The organism is Rhizobium sp. UGM030330-04 (genome assembly GCF_003208455.1).
Lineage (GTDB): Bacteria > Pseudomonadota > Alphaproteobacteria > Rhizobiales > Rhizobiaceae > Agrobacterium > Agrobacterium rhizogenes_A.
This window is the reverse complement of record NZ_QKML01000004.1, coordinates 51,450-72,792: the sequence shown is the minus strand read 5'-3', so window position 1 is coordinate 72,792 and position 21,343 is coordinate 51,450. Positions and strand designations below refer to the sequence as shown.

Here is a 21,343-nt window from a genome sequence, read left to right as displayed (position 1 = left end):
GTTACACACGAGGAGCATCTTACACGAGATGCCAGGCGCGACAAGTGGTCGCAATCTCGAATTGTAAAAGTCAAATGGGATAGATGCAAAAATACAACAGGCGCTCAGGCTGCCGAAACGCTGAGCCCAAACCCCTGCATCAGCCGCCGCGTGGCGAAGTCCGGCTTGCCCGATGTGAAGACGGCAAAGTCGAAACCATCGGGATGTTCCGCATCCTGCGGCAGCGGCACCAGATGGCGCGCCCGCCGGGCGATCGCCTCGGCGGGGTCGAGCCAGTCCACCGGCCAGGGCGCCAGCCGGCGAAACACATTGGCCATGAAGGGATAGTGGGTACAGGCCAACACGACGATATCGGTGCGCTTGCCCTCGCTCTCGATGAAGCAGGGTTCGATTTCGGCCAGCACCGTCTCGTCCGAAACCGGCTCGCCCCTGATCCAGCTTTCCGCCATGCGCGCCAGATTTTCCGAGCCCACGAGACGGACATGGCATTGCGTCGCGAAGGACTGGATGAGATCACGCGTGTAAGCGCGCTTGACGGTGCCCGGCGTCGCCAGCACGGAGACGAGGCCGGAGCGGGTGCGCTCCGCCGCCGGCTTGATAGCGGGAACGGTGCCGACGAAGGTCATCTGCGGAAACCGGGCGCGAAGATCGGCTCCGGCCAGCGTGAAGGCGGTGTTGCAGGCGATAATGCAGACTTCCGGGCTGTAGTCCTGTAGCAGCGTTTCGAAGAGCGAGAGAATACGCGTCTTCAGCGCCTCCTCTTCCCATCCGCCATAGGGAAAACCCGCATCGTCGGCCACATAGATGAAACCGCGCTCGGGCATCAGCACGCGCGCCTCGCGCAGCACGGTCAGCCCGCCAATGCCGGAATCAAATACCAGTACCGGTTTCAGCACATCGGCCGCAGCCTCACTCGTCTTCAGCATTCTCCCCGGTCCTCTCCGAATTGGCGCCCTCAGCCGACGGCGCGGCCCGGCCTGACTGCTTTGGCCACTGCCGGGGGAAACGGTCGAGCGAATTGATCACGCCGCGGACAACGCTGATTTCCTGCTCGGAAAAACCCCGTCTCGACAGCACGGCACGCAGATTGTCGACCATTTTCGGCTTTTTTTCAGCAGGATGAAAATAACCGCGCGCATCCAGCGCTTCCTCGATATGTTCGAACAGGCCGAAAACCTGCTCCTTGGTCGAAGGTCGCTGCTCGACGGACTGGAAAAGCGTTTCACCCAGGTCGTCCATGCCTGATTTCATCCATTCATAGGACATCAGCAGCACCGCCTGCGCAATGTTCAGCGAGGCAAAGGCGGGGTTGACCGGGAAGGTCACGATCTCGTCGGCCAGCGCCACTTCCTCGTTCGTCAGCCCCCAGCGCTCCCGCCCGAACAGGATACCGGTCTTTTCGCCAGCCTTGAATTTTGCCCTGAGCGTATCGGCGGCGGTTACCGGCGCCCGCACCGGCTTGAAACCGTAACGCTCGCGCGCCGTCGTGGCATAAACGAAATTGAGATCCTTGATCGCCTCTTCCAGCGTCTCGAATACCCTGGTGCCGTCAATGACATGATCGGCCTTGGAAGCGGCAGCACGCGCCTTCTCGCTCGGCCAGCCATCACGCGGATTGACCAGACGCAGTTCGGAAAGGCCGAAATTGGCCATCGCCCGTGCCACCATGCCGATATTTTCGCCGAGCTGCGGCTCGACCAGAATGATCGCCGGGCCTTCCGCCAGAAGTTCGAGCTCGCTGTTAGTGCCTGCCATCGTCGTTTCCAGTCTTTTGAAGCGTCGCATCGATTTTCAGCCCGACGCGCTAAAGCGCGCTTCACTGGCACAGATCCGCGTCAAAATCAAAGCCGGCGCGGGGAAAGCCTGGACCAGCCTGCTGGCAAGACGCCCTATTGCTCTCCCTTGATGATCGTCGCCATTTCTTCGCGCAGCGAATCCCTGCCCTCATCGCCAACCCGGTGAATATCGCTGATGACCGGCCGGCCGTCTTCCTCGATGACATCGAAATGCACCTCGTCGACGGTTGCCTTCATTTCCGCCTCGTCCATGCAGGCCCAGAGCTTGAACTTCGCCGTCACGTTAGTCACGCCGTCCTTCACCGCGCCCGGCGTTACCGAGACATCCGCCAGCGGGCAGCCATCCTGCGAGTTCGTCACGACATCGTAACCGAAGGGATCGCCGGTCTCGCCGCTTTCCGCCTCGTAAGCCGGCTTCTTGGATGCTTCGCGATATTGGGTGACGAAGTCCTTGCTGAACAGGCTGGTCAGCATGTCCTCATCGAAAATATATTTCCAGTTTTCCGCATCGCCGGACCAGTTCTTCACGGTGATATCCATCACCTTCTGGACGGGATCGGCAGGCCCTGCCGCAAGGGCGCTGTGCGAAAAGAGGACGGCGGCAGTCAAAAGCAGAATATTCCGCATGATGTGATCCCGGGATTGGCCCGACGGCGGGCGAAGCGATTCGCCTGACTGTATTCCGGCATTGTGGTTTGGCAATGCGCAAAGCGTTATTGCGCTGCGCCAAAAAAGCGCCCCCCATGGCTTTGCCTCAGGCGCGTGCGATGCTATAGCCGCACCGGATATTTTTCCGACTATTGGCGTCAACAGGCGCCACAGCTTCGAAGGTGAGGAATTCATGGCAAAGATCAAGGTAGCCAATCCGGTCGTCGATCTCGACGGCGACGAAATGACCCGTATTATCTGGCAGCTGATCAAGGACAAGCTGATCCTGCCTTACCTCGATCTCGATATCGAATATTACGACCTCTCGGTTGAAAACCGCGATGCCACCAACGACCAGGTCACCGTCGATGCGGCACACGCCATCAAGAAGCACGGCGTCGGCATCAAATGCGCCACGATCACCCCGGATGAAGCCCGCGTCGAGGAATTCGGCCTGAAGCAGATGTGGAAGAGCCCGAACGGCACGATCCGCAACATTCTGGGCGGCGTCATCTTCCGCGAGCCGATCATCTGCAAGAACGTTCCGCGCCTCGTTCCCGGCTGGACCAAGCCGATCGTCGTCGGCCGCCACGCTTTCGGCGACCAGTACAAGGCAACCGATTTCAAGTTCCCCGGCAAGGGCAAGCTGACGATCAAGTTCGTCGGCGAAGACGGCCAGGTCATCGAAAAGGACGTCTTCGACGCTCCGAGCGCCGGCGTGGCGCTTGCCATGTACAACCTCGACGAATCCATCCGCGAATTCGCCCGCGCATCCATGAACTACGGCCTGATGCGCAAGTGGCCGGTTTACCTCTCCACGAAGAACACCATCCTCAAGGCCTATGACGGCCGCTTCAAGGATATCTTCGAAGAAGTCTACCAGAACGAATTCAAGAAGCAGTTCGACGAAATCGGCATCACCTATGAGCACCGCCTGATCGACGACATGGTCGCTTCCGCGCTGAAGTGGTCCGGCGGCTACATCTGGGCCTGCAAGAACTACGACGGCGACGTTCAGTCCGACACGGTTGCTCAGGGCTTCGGCTCGCTCGGCCTGATGACTTCCGTTCTCCTGTCTCCCGATGGCCGCACGGTCGAAGCCGAAGCCGCACACGGCACGGTGACGCGCCACTACCGCCAGCACCAGAAGGGTCAGGAAACCTCGACCAACTCGATCGCCTCGATCTTCGCCTGGACCCGTGGCCTCGCCCACCGCGCCAAGCTGGACGACAATGCCGAACTGGCAAAATTCGCGACAACGCTCGAAACCGTCTGCGTCGACACCGTCGAAAGCGGCTTCATGACCAAGGATCTGGCCCTGCTCATCGGTCCGGACCAGCCCTGGCTCTCCACCACCGCGTTCCTCGACAAGATCGACGAGAACCTCAAGAAGGCGATGGCGGCTTAAGCCTCTTCACTCAGCGACATTAGAACCCGGCCTCAGCGCCGGGTTTTTTCTTTGCGCCACAAAGCTGAAACGTCAGCGCGGCGGCACGGGCCGAGCGCGCCCTCACCTCCTCGTGCGTCGGAAGACCGAGTGCGCCCGTCGCGCGCCTGATCTGCAAATCTCCGACCAGAAGCGACAGCCAGATCTCGCCCGGCCCTTCCGGCATGTCAGCGCATATGACACCGCGTTCTTCCAATGCATGAAAATAGGCCGCGAGTTTCGGCATGACGTGGTCACGGCCGTTTTCCGCCAGCAACCCTCCAAGCGCTGCATCATCACCGGCCTCCGCCGCCGCCACCCGATTGAGCAACACGGCCCGCTCTCCGAGCAGCATTGCCAATAGATCAGCCCCGAAACGGGATAGCTCATTCACCCCATCGGAAGCCTCAGCAGAGGGCAACACCAGTGCCGCAGCATTTTCGGCAACCATCGCCTCGTAAAGCCCGGCCTTGCCGCCAAACCAGCCGTAAAGCGTTTCCTTCGACGATTTGCTGACCTTTGCCAGCGCCTGCATCGAAAACGCGGCATACCCATCCCGCGCCAGCATGGTGAAGGCATGTTCGACGATCTCGCGCCGCCGCAACTCCCTGCTCTCACTACGCATGGATGCTCCCTTGACAAAATCCGTACAGGTACGTACGGAATTAATATCCGTACGTACCTGTACGGATATTAGATGGAGATTTTCATGTCCAGCTCATTTCTGCACGAGATAACCACAAAGCACTTTTCCGCGCTGGCTTCGGCAAGAGAACCGGCAATTTTTGCATCCCGTATTGCTGCGCCGCTGAGCCTTGGCATCATGGCCGGCTTTTTCTTCGCCTTCAGCAATCCCGTGATGATGGCATTCCAGCAGCTGGATGCCGATGTTTTTATTCCGGCGTTTAATGGCATCAATATCAGCGTTCGAAACGGCCTGTTCTTTATCGCCTTCTTTCTTCCGCTTGCCATGCTTTCAAGTGCCGCACTTGTCGACCGCAGCAACAGGCTGTTGTGGGTGGTAGCTCTCATCATCTACACCGTCGTCGTAATCCAGACCCGAATGGTCAACGTCCCCATCAACGAGTTCTTCAAGACTGTTTCCACCGAGATACCGCAGGATTGGCAGGAACTGCGCGACCGCTGGGCGCTCTCCAATACCATCCGCGCCTTACTCACCACGATCGCCTTTGCTGTCGCGCTTTTTTCCGCAACAAGAAACACGGGGAGACACAAGCCCTCTTGATCTGGGCTGAATCGGGCAGAAAAAAGTGGAAAAAGCTAAAAAACCGGGTCGAAACGCCCGGTTTTCTTTTTTTGTTCACAGTATCTTGATTAGACGTTGCACTAGGCGCAGACTTCGATTCTGCACCGTGCCGTGGCCAGCACAACAATAAGACAAAGCTGAAACAGCATCTACTTACAGATAACTTGCCCGGCGCAGTCAAAACTTACCGCAGCGTCAGTACGATCTTCAAGGAGCGTGAGAATGATGCCGCGGATTATAAAAACACACCGCGCCAGTGAGGGACCCGCAGGGTTTCCCCATGAGGTTGCGGCTATTTTGCTTGGGGAGGCAAAACTATGAGTGAGTTGATCTTCTACACCAATCCCATGTCGCGCGGACGCATCGCGCGCTGGATGCTCGAAGAAGTGGGTGTTCCGTATAAAACGGAAATCTTGAACTTCGAAACCTCGATGAAATCGCCCGCTTACCGGCTGATAAACCCGATGGCCAAGGTGCCGGCCATCAAACATGGCGATACCATCGTCACCGAGGCAGCGGCGATCTGCGCCTATCTCGCCGATGCCTTTCCCGGCGCGAACCTTGCGCCGACACCCAAGGCGCGCGGGCTTTATTACCGCTGGATGTTCTTTGCCGCAGGCCCGCTGGAAATGGCGGCGAGCATGAAGGCGATGGGTTTCGAAGTGCCGAAGGAGAAGCTACGCATGGCCGGCTGCGGCAGCTATGCCGACGTGATGAATACGCTCGAACGGGCCGTCAGCGAAAACCGTTTCATCGCCGGCGATCTGTTCACCGCGGCCGATGTCTATGTCGGCGCCCATATCGGTTGGGGGCTGCACTTCGGCACGATCGAAAAACGCCCGGCCTTCATCGACTACATGGCCCACCTCACCGACCGCCCGGCTTTCAAGCGCGCCGCCCAGCTCGACGAGGAAGCGGCGAAGGATTTGCAGGCGACGGGATAATCGGCTCGCCCGTTTCCGGACGAACCAAGCATAGCCCGTCCGGAAATCACCCATCGGGTCGATTTTCGCGACGGGTCATTCACCGGGCTGGCCGAGCGGCTCTCCGACCTCTATCGCATGCCCGTCCGGATCGTAAAAACGAAATACTCTCTGGCCCCAGGACTGCCGCTCCAGCGGATGGATAAGCTCCACATGCGGCCCGATATTTCGAAAAGCCGCGTCCACATCCGCATGTTCGAAATAAAGCAGCATGTTGCGTCTGCCATAGGCTTCCTGCGTATCCGGCGAGGTCCGCCAGATCGTTTCCTCAAGCGACCGCCCCTCATGGATTGCAAAGCCGGTTTCAAAGAGGACGAAGTTCCCGAAATCCTCCAATATCGTCAGCCCAAGCCTGTCACGATAAAACGCCCTGGACCGGTTTATATCGCGCACGAAAGGGATGGGATTTACAAAGCGCATCACATTCTCCCTTTCATGTCCCCGGCGCCCGGCCATCCGCGCCTTTCGTTTTTGCCTTTGAAGGTCAAAACAAAAAGGCGGGGTAAAACCCCGCCTTCATGAATTGTTCCGGATCATGCGGCCAGTGCCGCGGCCACCGCTTCGATGGCCTCCTGCGCCCTGGCGCCATCCGGGCCACCGGCCTGCGCCATATCCGGGCGACCGCCACCGCCCTTGCCGCCAAGGGCTGCGGAAGCGGTACGGACGATATCGACGGCGCTGAAACGGGCCGTCAGATCTTCGGTTACGGCTGCAACAGCGCTTGCCTTGCCGTCTTCGGAAACGGCGATCAGCAGCACGACGCCGGAACCGAGATTGGCCTTCGCCTCATCGGCAAGACCCTTCAGGTCCTTGGCATCGATGCCCGACAGCGATTTCGCGAGGAAATTGACACCTGCGACCTGCTTGACGTCGCTTGCGCCGGCATCCGATGAACCGCCGCCCATGGCGAGCTTCCTGCGCGCATCCGCAAGCTCGCGCTCCAGCTTCTTGCGCTCGTCGAGCAGACCCTCGACGCGCGACAGAACATCGCCCGGCTGTACCTTCAGCGAAGACGCCAGCGCCTTCACCCGCTCATCCTGCTCGGCGAGATAGGCAAGCGCGCCCTGCCCGGTCACGGCCTCGAGACGGCGCACACCTGCACCAACGGCGCTTTCGCCGAGAATGCGGATAAGGCCGATCTGGCCGGTGGCGGCCACATGCGTGCCGCCGCACAGTTCCACGGAATAGGGACGGTTGGCTTTCGCGCCATGCAGACCCGTGCCCATCGAGACAACACGAACCTCGTCACCATATTTTTCGCCGAACAGCGCCATGGCGCCCTCGGCAATGGCGTCATCGACGCTCATCAGGCGGGTGACAACAGGCGAGTTCTGCAGCACGATCTCGTTTGCCATATCCTCGACAACCTTCAGCTCCTCGGCCGACATCGGCTTCGGATGCGATACGTCGAAACGCAGGCGCTCGGGCGCAACCAGCGAACCCTTCTGTGCCACATGGGTGCCAAGCACCTCACGCAGCGCCTCATGCAGCAGATGGGTGGCGGAATGGTTGGCGCGCAGACGCGAGCGGCGACCGTGATCGACCGTCAGCTGAACGGCATCGCCAACCTTGAGGCCGCCCCTGGATACCGTGCCCAGATGCACGAAGAGACCTTCGCCCTTCTTCTGGGTATCGGAAACGGCAAAGGCGCCATTGTCGCCGGAGATCACGCCGGTGTCGCCCATCTGGCCACCGGACTCGCCGTAAAACGGCGTCTGGTTGACGACGACCTGCACGGTCTCACCATCGGCAGCGCTGTCGACAGCCTTGCCATCCTTGACGATTGCCTGGATGACGCCTTCGGCGGTTTCGGTGTCGTAACCGAGGAACTCACTCGCGCCGAGCTTCTCCTTCAGCTCGAACCAGACGGTTTCGGTCGCCTTGTCGCCGGAACCGGCCCAGTGCGAACGGGCTTCCGCCTTCTGGCGCTCCATCGCATCGGTGAAGCCGGAAATATCGACGCCGATTTCGCGGGCGCGCAGCGCATCCTGCGTCAGGTCGAGCGGGAAGCCATAGGTGTCGTAAAGCTTGAAGGCAGTCTCGCCATCCAGCATGTCGCCCTTGTGCAGGGTCGAGGTGGCATCGGAGAGCAGCGACAGGCCGCGTTCCAGCGTCTTGCGGAAACGGGTTTCCTCAAGCTTCAGCGTCTCGGAAATCAGCGCCTCGGCGCGGACCAGTTCCGGATAGGCACGGCCCATCTGCTGCACCAGCGCCGGCAGCAGCTTGTAGATCAGCGGCTCGCGCGCGCCGAGAAGTTCGGCATGGCGCATGGCGCGGCGCATGATGCGGCGCAGGACATAACCGCGACCTTCGTTCGACGGCAGAACGCCATCGGCAATCAGGAAGGCGGACGAACGCAGATGATCGGCGATGACGCGGTGGCTGGCACGCTTTTCGCCTTCGGCCGGAACGCCGGTCGCTTCCACGGAAGCAGCTATCAGCGCACGGAACAGGTCCGTATCGTAATTGTCGTGCTTGCCCTGCAGCAGCGCCGAAATGCGCTCGAGACCCATGCCGGTATCGATCGACGGACGCGGCAGGTCGATGCGCTCTTCTTTCGTCAGCTGCTCATATTGCATGAAGACGAGGTTCCAGATTTCGATGAAACGGTCGCCGTCCTCTTCCGGCGAACCGGGCGGGCCGCCCCAGATATGATCGCCGTGATCGTAGAAGATTTCCGAACAGGGGCCGCAGGGACCGGTATCGCCCATCGCCCAGAAATTGTCGCTGGTCGGAATGCGGATGATGCGGTCGTCGGAGAAACCGGCGATCTTCTTCCAGAGGTTAAAGGCCTCGTCGTCGGTGTGATAGACCGTGACCAGCAGGCGGTTGCGGTCGATGCCGAATTCCTTGGTGATCAGGTTCCAGGCATGGGTGATCGCCTCTTCCTTGAAATAATCGCCGAAGGAGAAATTGCCGAGCATTTCGAAGAAGGTGTGGTGACGGGCGGTATAACCGACATTGTCGAGGTCGTTATGCTTGCCGCCGGCACGCACGCATTTCTGCGCCGAGGCGGCCGTGGAGTAAGGACGGCTTTCAAGACCGGTGAAGACGTTCTTGAACTGCACCATGCCGGCATTGGTGAACATCAGTGTGGGATCGTTGCGCGGCACCAGCGGGCTGGAGGGCACGATCTCGTGTCCGTTCTTCTTGAAGTAGTCGAGAAAGGTCGACCGAATTTCATTCACACCGCTCATGCCCACACACCGCTCACAGCTGGAGTCCATCATCGCCATCGGAAATGATGGCTATATTGCAAAATCACTGGCTTTTATCGTCCGCATAGTGCCCTGTCCAGCCATGCCGGCCCGCGGAGACGCATCGGCAAACAAAAAGGGCCGTGCGAGGCAAGTCGCAAGGCCCATTTTCATCAACCGTTCCGTCTGGAAATGCAGGCCCGACTTTCAGCATCGGGCTCGTTTCAGGGACAGGGTCAGCCTTCGTCGCCGTCGCCATCACCGGCTTCCGGGCCGCCATTCTGCAGGAAGCGGTCAGCGATCAGACCGGCATTCTGGCGCAGCGCCAGCTCGATCTCATTGGCCGTTTCCGGATTGTCGCGCAGGAAGGTCTTGGCGTTTTCACGCCCCTGCCCCAGACGCTGGCTGTTATAGGAGAACCAGGCACCGGATTTTTCGACGATACCGGCCTTCACGCCGAGATCGACCAGCTCACCGGTCTTGGAAACGCCTTCGCCATACATGATGTCGAATTCCACCTGCTTGAAGGGCGGGGCCATCTTGTTCTTGACGACCTTGACGCGAGTCTGGTTGCCGACAACCTCTTCGCGCTCCTTGACGGAGCCGATACGACGGATGTCGAGACGAACGGAGGCATAAAACTTCAGCGCGTTACCACCCGTCGTCGTTTCCGGCGAACCGAACATGACGCCGATCTTCATGCGGATCTGGTTGATGAAGATCACCATGCACTTCGACTTGGAGATCGACGCGGTCAGCTTGCGCAGCGCCTGGCTCATCAAACGCGCTTGAAGGCCCGGCAGGCTGTCGCCCATTTCGCCTTCGATTTCCGCCCGTGGCGTCAACGCCGCAACGGAGTCGACGACCAGCACGTCAACCGCGCCGGAACGCACCAGCGTATCGGTGATTTCCAGCGCCTGCTCGCCCGTATCCGGCTGCGAGATCAGAAGGCCCTGCAGATCCACGCCGAGCTTGCGGGCGTAAACCGGATCGAGCGCATGTTCGGCGTCGACGAAGGCGCAGATGCCGCCCTTCTTCTGGGCTTCCGCAATGGTCTGCAACGCCAGCGTCGTCTTACCCGAGCTTTCCGGACCGTAAATTTCAATGATGCGCCCCTTCGGCAGGCCGCCGATGCCGAGCGCGATATCCAGGCTGAGCGATCCCGTCGAAACGGTCTCCACCTCAACCACGTTTTCATTGGAACCGAGCTTCATGATCGATCCCTTGCCGAACGACCGTTCGATCTGGGAGAGCGCCGCTTCCAGTGCCTTGCTTTTATCCACCGATTTATCCTCTACGAGACGCAAAGAATTTTGTGCCATCCGAACCACCTTTAGGTTATTGAAGCCGCACAGGCAATGAAGCAGTATGGAAATGGTATGTACTCTATTTGTTCTCATTTCGCAAGGCTAAGCCAGCATATTGAAAACAAATAGCGATAAGTGGTTTGTTCTACTTTTGTTTTTTCCGGTTCCAATCGTGACGGCCGGACCGGCGCAAAAGTGATCGACCCGCGGTGAGGCCCGAATCGTCCGGCCTTTCCATGCGCGAAAGAGGGAAACGCAAGCGTGAAGAAAATACTCGTTCTGGGCGGCGCGCATATCGACCGGCGCGGCATGATCGAGACCGAGACGGCGCCGGGTGCCAGCAATCCCGGCTCGTGGATGGAAGAGGCCGGCGGCGGCGGTTTCAACGCCGCGCGCAATCTTTCCCGACTCGGTTTTCATGTCCGCATCATCGCCCCGCGCGGCGGCGACGTGACCGGCGAAGCGGTGGCGGAGGCCGCAAGGCAGGCGGGCGTGGAGGATACGCCGTTCACCTTCCTCGACCGCCGCACACCAAGCTACACCGCCATTCTGGAGCGCGATGGCAATCTGGTCATCGCACTGGCCGATATGGACCTCTACAAGCTTTTCACCCCCCGCCGCCTGAAGGTGCGTGCCGTGCGCGAGGCGATCACGGCGAGCGATATCCTGCTCTGCGACGCCAATCTGCCCGATGACACGCTGAAGGCGCTCGGCCTTGTCGCCCGCGCCTGCGAAAAGCCGCTCGCGGCCATCGCCATTTCGCCCGCCAAGGCGGTGAAGCTGAAGGAGGCGCTCGGCGATATCGACATTCTCTTCATGAACGAGGCGGAGGCCCGCGCCCTGACCGGCGAGACGGCGGCTGACGTCCGCGAGTGGCCAGGCATTCTGCGCAGGGCCGGGCTTGCCGGCGGCGTCGTCACCCGTGGCGCCAGCGAAGTGGTGGCCTTCAGCGAGACCGAAACGGCGATCCTCCACCCGCCCCTCATCCATGATGTAAAGGACGTGACCGGCGCGGGTGACGCCATGGCTTCCGGTTACCTTGCCGCCATCGCCGAGGGAAAGACGATTGCGGAAGCCTTGAGGCAGGGTGCGGCTGCCGCCGCCATCACCGTGCAATCGCCCTTCGCCACCTCCCAGGACCTATCAAAAGACAGTGTCGAAGCCATGTTGGGGCTTGTTCCCCAGGCCGAAATGCTGGCATGAACCCGCTTGTGTAAATTGGAACAAACGAAATGACCCGCCCCATCTCCCCGCTCCTTCCCATCGTCTATTCCCAGGAAGTCGCCGCCGCCAAGCAGCGCGGCGCGCCGATCGTCGCCCTTGAATCGACCATCATCACCCATGGCATGCCCTATCCCGGCAATATCGAGATGGCGGAAAGCGTCGAGCAGATCATCCGCGATCAGGGTGCGGTTCCGGCCACCATCGCCGTCATTCATGGCACCCTGCATATCGGCCTTGAGAAAGACCAGCTTGAGGCGCTCGCCCAGACCACCGATGCCATGAAGGTCTCGCGCGCCGATATCGCCTTCGCGATCGCCGAGCGCCGCACGGGCGCCACCACGGTTGCCGCCACCATGATCGCCGCCGCCCGCGCCGGCATCCGCGTTTTCGCCACCGGCGGCATCGGCGGGGTGCACAAAGGCGCGGAAGAGACCTTCGACATCTCCGCCGATCTGACCGAGCTGGCCAGGACGGGCGTGATCGTCGTCTGCGCCGGCGCCAAGGCAATCCTCGACATTCCAAAGACGCTGGAAGTTCTCGAAACCAATGGCGTGCCTGTTGTCACCTTCGGTTCTGAAGAATTCCCGGCCTTCTGGTCGCGCTCCTCCGGCCTGCCGAGCCCGCTCTCGCTGAACAGCCCGGCGGCGATCGCCAATTTCCAGGCGACCCGCGAACAGCTCGGCATCGAGGGCGGCATGCTGATTGCCAATCCCGTGCCGGAAGAAGACGAAATCCCGCGCGAGGAGATGGAAATCTACATCAACCGCGCCATCTCCCATGCCGAGCGCGACGAAGTCACCGGCAAGGCGGTCACACCCTATCTGCTCGGCGATATCTTCCGCTTGACGGACGGCCGCAGCCTGGAGACCAATATCGCGCTGGTGCGCAACAATGCGCGGCTGGCGGCGGAAATCGCCGTGGCGCTGGACTAACCGCCGAGGTTGGGATCATCCTCAAGTTTGTGGGCGATGGTAGGGTTCGAAAACCTCTCATCTGTCGTGCCGGACTAGATCCGGGGTGACGGATTGCGGATGATCCAACTTCGTCAAACGCCTCGGCGCTGGGGACATAGTAATCAACAAAAAAGCCCGGAAAGCTTGCGCTCTCCGGGCCTTTGTTTTCCTGCCAGAACCCAATCAGTTCTGCGCGACCGGCTTCACCAGCGGCGTGACACGGCGGATCGTGACGCGGCGGTTCTGCTGCTCCGGGCCGAGTGTCTGGACCTTCAGGTAACGCTCGCCATAGCCCTGCGTCGCGAGGTTTTCCGGCGGGATGCCGTAGACATCGGTCAGCACGTTGGCAACGGAAGCGGCGCGCTCGTCGGAAAGAACGAGGTTGCTTTCATCAGAACCCACGGCATCGGTATGGCCTTCGATCAGGAAGGTTTCGGCCGGGTTCTTTTCCAGCGCCTTGTTGATCGCGTCAGCCACCTTGCGCAGCGAACGGGCCTGCGCCATCGGAATTTCGGCGCTGCCGGTGGCAAAGGTGATCGTATCGAGGTCGATACGGCGCACCTTGTCGCGGATACGGGCCGAATACCGCACTTCGTCCAGCGAATAGACCCGCTCCACCGGCTCGACCGGCGGCTGCTCCAGGAAGCGGTAATAATCGCGGTCCGGATCGCTCGAGGTATCGATGATGTAGTCGCGGACGGGGATGCGCAGACGCATCGGCGGCAGGTCGAGGCCCGGATCACGATAGACATAATCGCGGTCCGGATCGTCCATCAGTTCCGGTGCGTAGAACAGCACATATTCCCGGCCGCGATCGTCGATGCGCGAGCGCTGGATCACGTCGCCATAACGATTGCGGATCGTCACCACCTGCGTGCCGTCACGGCGCTCCACGGTTTCGCGGACGCGACCGCCCGGCAGACGCTCGTAATAGGGCTCGCCACCATCACGGATGAAGCGCTGGTTGTCATCGCCACGCACCACGACACGGTCGCCGAATTGCAGGATGATCGGCGCATCGCGATCACGATCCCGGTCACGCGGGCGGCCCTCACGTGGCTGCCATTCGCGCACGCCTTCCGGCCGCTCATATTGCGGACGGCGGTCAATGCGCTCGCCCTGCTGGGAGGTGATCGCCTCCATTTTCACGGGCGGCGGCGGGGTCTTGCCTTCGGCGGCACCGGCGCGCTGCGCCTCGGCGTCGGAGGTCGGAACCTTCACGTCACCAGCCTGTTCGCGCTCGCGACGGCGTTGCTCACGGGCCTGATTGTTGCCGGAGCGTTCCACTTCCTTGTCGCTGTCGAGAACGGCCGCGCCCTTGTCGACCGGCAGAATGACGGTATCGGCGGTCTTGGACGGGTCCTTGGCAACCGCCTTGGCCTTGTCCAGTTCTTCCTTCGTCATCGGCGGCGCTTCCGTCTGCGGAACGGCAACCTGGTTGGGAACGGGCTCACCGGCAGGCGCCTGTCCGGTGGCAGCACCGCTCGGCGGAGGTGTCGGAGTACCCGGCAGCGGCGCTGCCGGCTCCGTCCTGCCCTGCCCTTCGGCCGGTTTTTCGGAAGGCTGCTGGCCCGGCGCAGGGTTAGGCTGGGCCTCCGGTGCCGGCGGACGCGCAGGGGTCGGCGCTTCCGTCGGAACAGGAGCTTCCTTCGCGGCGGGCTCGGGGGCTGCGGGCTTCTTCTCCGGAACGGCCTTTTCGGCCGGCTCGGACGCCTTCTCCTCTACCTGCGGCTTTTTCTCCGGCGTCGGTTTGGCGGGCTGTTCGGCATTTTCAGGGCGAGCGGCAGGCTGCTCGGCGGCAGGCTCCTTCGCACGTTCCTTGCGCGGACGCTGCTCACCCTCGCCTGCTGGCTGCTCGGCACGCTCCGGCTTGCGGGGGCGCTCCTTCGGCTGCTGTTCGGCCGGCGCGGCCTCGGGAGCAGCTTCGGGCGCCGCCTCCGGGCGCTGGCGGGCGGGGCGCTGTTCACCTTCGCCCTGCGGCTCCTGCACGCGCTCGGCGCGGCGCGGGCGCTCCTGTGGCTGTTCGGCCGGTGCGGGCTCCGGGCGGGCTTCGCGCTGCTGCGGCTCGCGCTGGGGTTCCGGCTGCGCTTCCCGCTGTGGCTCGGGGCGCGGTTCGGCGGGTACGGCTTCCGGCTTCGGCTCGGGCGGGCGTTCACGCGGCGGTTCCGGTGCCTGCTCCTGCTTCTGCGGCTCGGCCTGGGGCTGCGCCTCCTCAACCTGCTTGCGCTGTTTGCGCAGAAGCTCTTCCGGGTTCTGTTCCTCCGCGGCCTGCCCTTCCGGCTGCGCCTGCGCCAGAATCAGCGGGGTCTGGGGCATCTGCGTCTGCGCCCGTGCGGCTCCGGCAAAACCGGCAGCTGCCGGCTCCACCGCAATCGCCAGCGACATGAGGGGGAAAACCACCCCCGTCAGCAATGTGTTCTTCTTCAGCATCGGTGCTTCCTCATCTGCCATTATTGGCCGCTTGTCTCGCGACATCTTGAATCCGGCTGCGCGTGCAGGCGCTGGTCAACGCCTTACACACGCTTCGGTTCCCATGATGGACAAAGCCTTCTGTACCGGAAATGAACAGATCAAGGCGTTTTCGTGAAAGCTCTGCGGCACAATCGCGGTCACTAATATTGCAGTTGCATTTTTTGACCAACCGGACGAATAATTGCCTCGCGCAGAAGCGCCATGGACAGCAAGAACACCCTGTCGCGCCTGCGCTCATGGCATCCGCACTGAAAATAACAACAGACTGCGGATGAACGACCAAAAGAGAGGATCGAAATGCCTATTTCCACCCGTCTGCTTGCAGCCGTATCGATTGCCGCCATCTCGCTGTTTTCCGGCGCAGCCCTCGCACAGGACAAGATCGTCATCGGCACCGAAGGCGCCTACCCGCCCTTCAACAACCTAGAAGCCGACGGCACCCTGACCGGCTTCGACATCGACATCGCCAAGGCGCTGTGCGAACAGATGAAGGCCGAGTGCACCTTCGTCACCAATGACTGGGACGGCATCATCCCCGCCCTGCAGGCCAAGAAGTTCGACGCCATCATCGCGTCCATGTCGATCACGCCCGAGCGTCTCGAGAAGGTCGATTTCTCCAAGAAATATTACAACACGCCGCCGGCCATCGCCGTGCCGAAGGATTCGCCGATCAAGTCCCTCGACGATCTGAAAGGCAAGTCGCTCGGCGCCCAGGGTTCCACCACCCACTCCAACTATGCTGAAAAGCACTTCCCCGATGCCGACGTGAAGATGTATCCGACCGCCGATGAATATAAGCTCGATATCGCCAATGGCCGTATCGATGCCGTCATCGACGATATCGTCGTGCTTTCGGAATGGCTGAAGACGGATGCCGGCGCCTGCTGCAAGATCCTGACGCCGCTCAAGGTCGATGTCGAAATCAACGGCAATGGCGCGGGCATTGCGGTCCGCAAGGGTGATACGGCGCTCGCCGACAAGTTCACCGCCGCCATCGCCGGTATCCGCGCCAGCGGCAAGTACCAGGAGATCAACAAAAAATACTTCGATTTCGACGTTTACGGCGAGTAAGCCCGTTCGATCTGTTGAAATCTGGTGGCGGAAGGCTTGCCCTTCCGCCATTTTTGTTTGAAAACGTCACCATAACAATCACGGCGGCTTAAGACCGCGGGGGAAAACTGGCATGAGCGGAGCATTTTCCGCCATAGGTGCGTTCTGGACCTATGTCTCGACAATTCTCGACCCCTTCTGCGGTCCGGTCGGTCTCTTCTCGCTTTTCGGAAACGGCACCCTTGTTGCGTGTGGCGATGCGGGCTGGGGCGATGAAATCGCCTTCGGCGTCAAGGTCACGATCTCGCTGGCGCTTGCGACATTGCCTGTCGGCCTGCTGATCGGCTTCCTCATCGCGCTTGCGGCGCAATCAGAAGAAAAGTCGCTGCGGCTGGCAACCGGCATCTACACAACCATCTTCCGCGGCCTGCCGGAACTGCTGACGCTCTTCATCGTCTATTACGGCATTCAGATGCTGCTGCAGTCGGCCGCAGGGTATGTCGGCATTACCGGTCCGGTCGAGATCAACGCCTTCGTGGCCGGCATGGTCGCGCTATCGGTGGTGTTTTCATCCTATGCCTCCGAAGTGCTGCTCTCCGCCTTCAAGGCCATTCCCAAGGGCCAATATGAGGCGGGCCATGCGCTTGGCCTGTCGCGCGGCCGCACCATGGTGCTCATCATCATCCCGCAACTGGTCAGGATCGCCCTGCCCGGCATGACAAACCTCTGGGTCATCCTGCTGAAGGACACCTCCTACGTCTCGATCATCGGCCTTGCCGATATCGTCCGCCAGACCGGCATCGCCGCCCGCGTCAGCAAGGAAGCCTTCTTCTTCTACGGCATCGCCTGCCTGCTCTATCTCATCCTCGCACTTCTCTCCTCCATCGGGATCGGCTTCATCGATCGCTGGTCGCGCAAGTCGGAGGCACGCCGATGAGCCATATCAAGGAACTTCTTCCGCCGCGCCCGGCACCGGCCATTGCCGACAAGCCGCTCAACATATCGCGCATCGTCGGCATCGCCGTCATCACGCTCTGGCTATTGCTCGCCGCCGGGTTGATCTTCGCCATGATCGAAGGCTGGGACTGGGCGAAATTCGAACGTTACGGCCCGCGTTATATAGACGGCCTCATCACCACCATCACGCTGGTCGGCAGTTCGATCATTCTCGGCGCCATTCTTTCGGTGCCGATCGCCTTTGCCCGAATGTCGCAAAATCGCGTCCTCGGCGCGCTGGCCTATGCCTATGTCTACGTCTTCCGCAGCACGCCGCTTCTGGCTCAGCTTTTCCTGATCTATTACGGCCTCGGCAGCTTCCGCCCGCAACTGGAAGCCGTCGGTCTGTGGTGGTTCTTCCGCGAAGCCTGGTATTGTGGCCTGCTGTCGCTGACCCTCAACACCGCCGCCTATCAGGCCGAAATCCTGCGCGGCGCGATCCGCAGCGTGCCGCTCGGCCAGCATGAGGGCGCCGCCTCGCTCGGCATTTCAAAATTCATCACCTTCCGCAAGGTCATCCTGCCGCAGGCGCTGATCGTCGCGCTGCGCCCCTATGGCAACGAGATCATCCTGATGATCAAGGGTTCGGCGGTGGTCTCCATCGTCACGGTCTTCGACCTGATGGGCCAGACCCGCTACGCCTTTTCCCGCACATTCGACTATCAGGCCTATCTCTGGGCCGCGATCTTCTACCTGACGATCGTCGAAACGCTGCGGCATGTCTGGGCATGGCTGGAAGCCCGCCTGACACGCCACCTCAAGCGTTAATCAAAAAGCTGGCAGCACTCATCAACGAAGGCTGCCAACAATTTGAAAAATATAACAAATTTGTGACGCATCCATGACTTTGGCAAGGTTGGATTAACCCTGCCGTGTTCCCATCTCAGATACAGCGGCAATGCTGTGATCGGCAATCATGGAAACGGGAACCGCCGTCATGAACAAGGACATGGAAATGATGCTGAGAGGCTACGGCCTCACCACCGCCCAGATATTCTATCACCTGCCGGACCACCCGCTGGTTCTGCAGACCTATGTCTGGCAGGACTACGATCTGGCCCCGGACTTCCCCGAAATGCACGGCTTCCTCAAATTCTGGCAGGAAAAGCTGGACGGTCCTTTGCACTCCGTCCGCTACGTGCACCGGCAGGTCATCTCGGCGCAGGAATGGCGCGCGCTCAAAGGGGAGTTCATCATCCACTGAGCTGCCACGCCACATAAACATTGCGCCCGTCCCCGATGCGGCTTACAGCAAACCTCAACTGAAGACGCTGACGGATAAGGCACGATGACGAAGAACCAGAAAATCGACGAAGAGGCGCTTGCCGAGGCCTATAACCGCGCGCTCGCGCTTGAAAAAGCCGGCGATGTGGACGCGGCGGTGAAGGCCTATGAAGAGGTTCTGGCCATCGATCCGGACGATCACGGCGGCGCGGCCGTGCGCATCGCCGCCATGGGCCGCGGCGAGACCCCGCCGAAAGCGCCGGACGCCTATGTCGAAACCCTGTTCGACCAGCACGCCGAAGCCTTCGAGGATATCCTTGTCGAACAGCTCGGTTATGCCGTGCCGATGATGGTGCGCCAGCGGTTGCAGACGCTGAACCTCGGCCCCTTCAAGCGCCTGCTCGACCTTGGCTGCGGCACCGGCCTCACCGGCGAAGCGCTGCGCGACATGGCCGACGATATCACCGGCATCGATATTTCCGAAAACATGGTCGAGATCGCCCATGAGAAGGACCTCTACGAAACGCTCTACGTCGCCGAAGCCGAGGATTTTCTCGAGGACAATGACGACGAACCCTTCGACATCATCACCGCAACCGATGTGCTGCCTTATCTCGGCGCGCTGGAACCGCTGTTTTTCGGCGCCGCCGAAAACCTCAATGCCGGCGGCCTGCTGATCTTCTCATCGGAAACCCTGCCCGAAGCGACCATGGCCGGACGCCCATACATGGTCGGCCCGCATCAGCGTTTCGCCCATGCGGAAACCTATGTTCGCGAAAGACTGGCCGCGACCGGTTTCGAGGTTCTCGAAGTGACCGACATCAATGTGCGCATGCAGGACGGCAATCCGACACCCGGCCACCTGGTGATTGCCAAGCTCAAGGGCTAATGCGACATAGGAGGCTTGTGCCCTCGACGTTTCGGCAGTTTTCTTCTCCCCGCCGGGGAGAAGAAACAAGCGGGACATGCTCGCCCTGCGTTTAAGGAACATTGCTGAATCAGCCTCTCAGCAACACCCGCCAGCAGGTTGAAGAGACTCATCTTTCCGGCCCTCTCAACTCGCCTTCGGCCGCCAGACGATATCCGCCACGTTGAGTTTCTTCGGCACGATCTTCAGATCGTAGAACTCATCGGCAAGCGCCTGCTGATAGGCGATGGCCTCATCCTGAACCAGCGAGACGCGCCCGAGATCGGCTCCGGGGCGCGTCAGCGAGACCTTGGTGACATCTTCCGGAACGCCGGTGATGGCCGCCAGTGATTTCGCGGTATCGTCAACAGTCGACTGCGCCCTCGCCCCGACATTCGCCAGTTCCTTGAGGATCAGTGGCACGAGATCCGGATTGGCCTCCACGAAATCGCCATTGGCAAGGAAATAGCTCCAGGGATCGACGATGCCTTCGGCGGTCGAAAGAACCCGCGTCGTCGGCTCCTTTTCCGCCACGGCGAAATAGGGATCCCAGATCGACCAGGCATCGATACTACCGCTGCGGAAGGCGGCCGCCGCATCCGGTGGGGCAAGATCGACGGGCGTGATGTCGTTCAACGTCAGCCCCGCCTTTCGCAGCGCCTTGACGGTGACATTATGGGCGCTGGAACCACGCTTGAAGGCGACCTTCCTGCCCTTCAAATCCTCCAGTGTTTTCAGCGGTGAATCCTTCTGCACGAGGATTGCCGATCCGCCGGCCGCCGCCTTGTAGGTGCCGACATAACGCAGATTGCCACCGGCCGCCTGCGCAAAAAGCGGCGGCACATCGCCGGTCGGACCGATGTCCAGTGCGCCGGCGCCCAGCGCCTCGAGAAGTGGCGGACCGGAAGAAAACTCCGACCATTTGACCTCGATGCCTCGATCCTTGAGGAGCGCTTCGAGCGCACCCTGGCTTTTTGCGAGCGCGATCACGCCATTCTTCTGCCAGCCGATCCGCAATGTGGTTGTCGCAGCACCTGCCCGCCTTATATGCGGTAAAAATACCGCGCCCGCCGCCCCCGCAATCAGTCCCAATGTTCCGCGTCGTGTGAGCATATGGATATCCCTCGCTGTTGCCATGTTTCGACATCAAAAGCGTAGATATTCGAGAGATTTTATCAAAATCCCGCTTTGCGCGAAGGCGACGCGAAGAGAACTGGATATGCAAATTTACCCCTGCTGGCGGAATAAGATTGTCGCGCCGCATGAAACCGCCCTGACCGCGCCCGCCACGGCGGGAAGCAGGTGGCGGGCCCGTGTGCTCGCACAACCTCGGCCGCAAACGAAAAATGCCCTCCCCGGCAGCGGAAAGGGCATTGCTCAAAGGCATGATGGGGCGGGGATCACTCCTCGCCGGACTTCGGATTATCCAGCAGCATGTAATCGAGCGGCAGTTCCGTCGTATATTTGATCTGCTCCATCGCGAAGGCGGAGGACACATCGCGAATTTCGATCTTGGCGATCATCCGCTTGTAGAAAGCGTCATAGGCCGCAATGTCAGGCACGACGACGCGCAGCAGATAATCGACATCACCACTCATGCGGTAAAATTCGACGACTTCCGGAAACTCGGACACCACCTCGGAGAAACGCTTCAGCCACTCGATGGAATGGGAGGCGGTGCGGATGGAGACGAAAACCGTGACCTTGGTGTTGACCTTGCCCGGATCAAGCAACGCCACGCGCCGGCGGATGACGCCGTCCTCCTCCATCTTCTGGATACGCCGCCAACAGGGCGTGGTGGAAAGGCCGACCTTTTTCGCCAGATCAGCGACAGCCAGCGTGGAATCCTCTTGCAGAATGCGCAAAATCTTACGGTCAAGGCGATCCAATGCG

General features: G+C 60.8%; 20 protein-coding genes. 10 read left to right on the top strand and 10 right to left on the bottom strand.

Annotation, left to right across the window (positions count from 1 at the left end):
- Nucleotides 1–104 precede the first annotated feature (104 nt).
- The 3 genes from murI to N434_RS07325 all read right to left on the bottom strand — a co-directional run bounded on the left by murI (nt 105) and on the right by N434_RS07325 (nt 2,423).
- On the bottom strand, nt 105–926 hold the full coding sequence (gene murI, locus N434_RS07335) for a glutamate racemase (protein ID WP_110756931.1): 822 nt from the start codon (nt 924–926) through the stop codon (nt 105–107).
- Complete coding sequence (locus N434_RS07330; protein WP_110757199.1) at nt 910–1,755, bottom strand: RNA methyltransferase; 846 nt, start codon at nt 1,753–1,755, stop codon at nt 910–912. The genes murI and N434_RS07330 overlap by 17 nt, the downstream gene beginning before the upstream one ends.
- 134 nt (nt 1,756–1,889) lie before the next feature.
- The gene (locus N434_RS07325; RefSeq protein ID WP_181423906.1) at nt 1,890–2,423 is read right to left on the bottom strand and encodes a hypothetical protein; all 534 of its coding nucleotides are present in this window, start codon (nt 2,421–2,423) and stop codon (nt 1,890–1,892) included.
- A 214-nt stretch (nt 2,424–2,637) separates the two neighbouring features.
- Between N434_RS07325 and N434_RS07320 the strand changes: the two genes are divergently transcribed.
- Nucleotides 2,638–3,852 carry an NADP-dependent isocitrate dehydrogenase gene (locus N434_RS07320; protein ID WP_110757195.1) on the top strand — a complete coding sequence of 405 codons (1,215 nt, stop codon included), beginning with the start codon at nt 2,638–2,640 and terminating at the stop codon, nt 3,850–3,852.
- A 19-nt stretch (nt 3,853–3,871) separates the two neighbouring features.
- Here N434_RS07320 and N434_RS07315 read toward each other — a convergent pair whose 3' ends face one another.
- A complete protein-coding gene (locus N434_RS07315) occupies nt 3,872–4,495 on the bottom strand; it encodes a TetR/AcrR family transcriptional regulator (protein WP_110756929.1) in 624 nt (207 codons plus the stop codon).
- Between the two features lie 84 nt (nt 4,496–4,579).
- Between N434_RS07315 and N434_RS07310 the strand changes: the two genes are divergently transcribed.
- Together N434_RS07310 and N434_RS07305 are read left to right on the top strand one after the other, a co-directional pair.
- On the top strand, nt 4,580–5,116 hold the full coding sequence (locus N434_RS07310) for an anthrone oxygenase family protein (protein ID WP_161490911.1): 537 nt from the start codon (nt 4,580–4,582) through the stop codon (nt 5,114–5,116).
- 338 nt (nt 5,117–5,454) lie between these two features.
- Complete coding sequence (locus tag N434_RS07305; protein WP_110756928.1) at nt 5,455–6,081, top strand: glutathione S-transferase family protein; 627 nt, start codon at nt 5,455–5,457, stop codon at nt 6,079–6,081.
- A gap of 75 nt (nt 6,082–6,156) precedes the next feature.
- On the opposite strand, the gene N434_RS07300 is transcribed toward N434_RS07305, so the two are convergent.
- The 3 genes from N434_RS07300 to recA all read right to left on the bottom strand — a co-directional run bounded on the left by N434_RS07300 (nt 6,157) and on the right by recA (nt 10,639).
- On the bottom strand, nt 6,157–6,540 hold the full coding sequence (locus N434_RS07300) for a VOC family protein (RefSeq protein WP_110757194.1): 384 nt from the start codon (nt 6,538–6,540) through the stop codon (nt 6,157–6,159).
- A 113-nt stretch (nt 6,541–6,653) separates the two neighbouring features.
- Nucleotides 6,654–9,317, bottom strand: coding sequence for an alanine--tRNA ligase (alaS, locus tag N434_RS07295; protein ID WP_110757186.1), 2,664 nt, complete (start codon nt 9,315–9,317; stop codon nt 6,654–6,656).
- A gap of 236 nt (nt 9,318–9,553) precedes the next feature.
- Nucleotides 9,554–10,639, bottom strand: a complete 1,086-nt coding sequence (recA, locus tag N434_RS07290) for a recombinase RecA (protein ID WP_065115971.1) — start codon at nt 10,637–10,639, stop codon at nt 9,554–9,556.
- 246 nt (nt 10,640–10,885) lie between these two features.
- On the opposite strand from recA, the gene N434_RS07285 reads away from it, so the two are divergent.
- Together N434_RS07285 and N434_RS07280 are read left to right on the top strand one after the other, a co-directional pair.
- Nucleotides 10,886–11,827 carry a carbohydrate kinase family protein gene (locus N434_RS07285; protein ID WP_110756926.1) on the top strand — a complete coding sequence of 314 codons (942 nt, stop codon included), beginning with the start codon at nt 10,886–10,888 and terminating at the stop codon, nt 11,825–11,827.
- 29 nt (nt 11,828–11,856) lie between these two features.
- Complete coding sequence (locus N434_RS07280; RefSeq protein WP_110756925.1) at nt 11,857–12,780, top strand: pseudouridine-5'-phosphate glycosidase; 924 nt, start codon at nt 11,857–11,859, stop codon at nt 12,778–12,780.
- Between the two features lie 204 nt (nt 12,781–12,984).
- Here the strand turns inward: N434_RS07280 and N434_RS07275 are convergent, their stop codons facing one another.
- The gene (locus N434_RS07275) at nt 12,985–15,231 is read right to left on the bottom strand and encodes an OmpA family protein (protein WP_110757184.1); all 2,247 of its coding nucleotides are present in this window, start codon (nt 15,229–15,231) and stop codon (nt 12,985–12,987) included.
- 339 nt (nt 15,232–15,570) lie between these two features.
- Here N434_RS07275 and N434_RS07265 point away from each other — a divergent pair, with 339 nt between their 5' ends.
- The 5 genes from N434_RS07265 (at nt 15,571) to N434_RS07245 (ending at nt 19,432) form a co-directional block, all read left to right on the top strand.
- Nucleotides 15,571–16,344: an ABC transporter substrate-binding protein gene (locus N434_RS07265; RefSeq protein ID WP_065115973.1), complete on the top strand. Its 774-nt coding sequence runs from the start codon at nt 15,571–15,573 to the stop codon at nt 16,342–16,344.
- 112 nt (nt 16,345–16,456) lie between these two features.
- Nucleotides 16,457–17,260, top strand: a complete 804-nt coding sequence (locus tag N434_RS07260; RefSeq protein WP_065115974.1) for an ABC transporter permease — start codon at nt 16,457–16,459, stop codon at nt 17,258–17,260.
- The gene (locus N434_RS07255; RefSeq protein ID WP_065115975.1) at nt 17,257–18,087 is read left to right on the top strand and encodes an ABC transporter permease; all 831 of its coding nucleotides are present in this window, start codon (nt 17,257–17,259) and stop codon (nt 18,085–18,087) included. Before N434_RS07260 ends, N434_RS07255 begins: the two co-directional genes overlap by 4 nt.
- A 169-nt stretch (nt 18,088–18,256) precedes the next feature.
- The gene (locus N434_RS07250; RefSeq protein WP_065116240.1) at nt 18,257–18,523 is read left to right on the top strand and encodes an usg protein; all 267 of its coding nucleotides are present in this window, start codon (nt 18,257–18,259) and stop codon (nt 18,521–18,523) included.
- Nucleotides 18,524–18,607: 84 nt separating this feature from the next.
- On the top strand, nt 18,608–19,432 hold the full coding sequence (locus tag N434_RS07245) for a class I SAM-dependent methyltransferase (RefSeq protein ID WP_110756923.1): 825 nt from the start codon (nt 18,608–18,610) through the stop codon (nt 19,430–19,432).
- Nucleotides 19,433–19,597: 165 nt separating this feature from the next.
- Here the strand turns inward: N434_RS07245 and N434_RS07240 are convergent, their stop codons facing one another.
- Together N434_RS07240 and N434_RS07235 are read right to left on the bottom strand one after the other, a co-directional pair.
- Nucleotides 19,598–20,563: an aliphatic sulfonate ABC transporter substrate-binding protein gene (locus N434_RS07240; RefSeq protein ID WP_110756922.1), complete on the bottom strand. Its 966-nt coding sequence runs from the start codon at nt 20,561–20,563 to the stop codon at nt 19,598–19,600.
- 287 nt (nt 20,564–20,850) lie between these two features.
- Entirely contained in the window at nt 20,851–21,339 is a 489-nt protein-coding gene (locus N434_RS07235; RefSeq protein ID WP_065115978.1) for an Lrp/AsnC family transcriptional regulator, read from the bottom strand.
- Between the last annotated feature and the right edge of the window lie 4 nt (nt 21,340–21,343).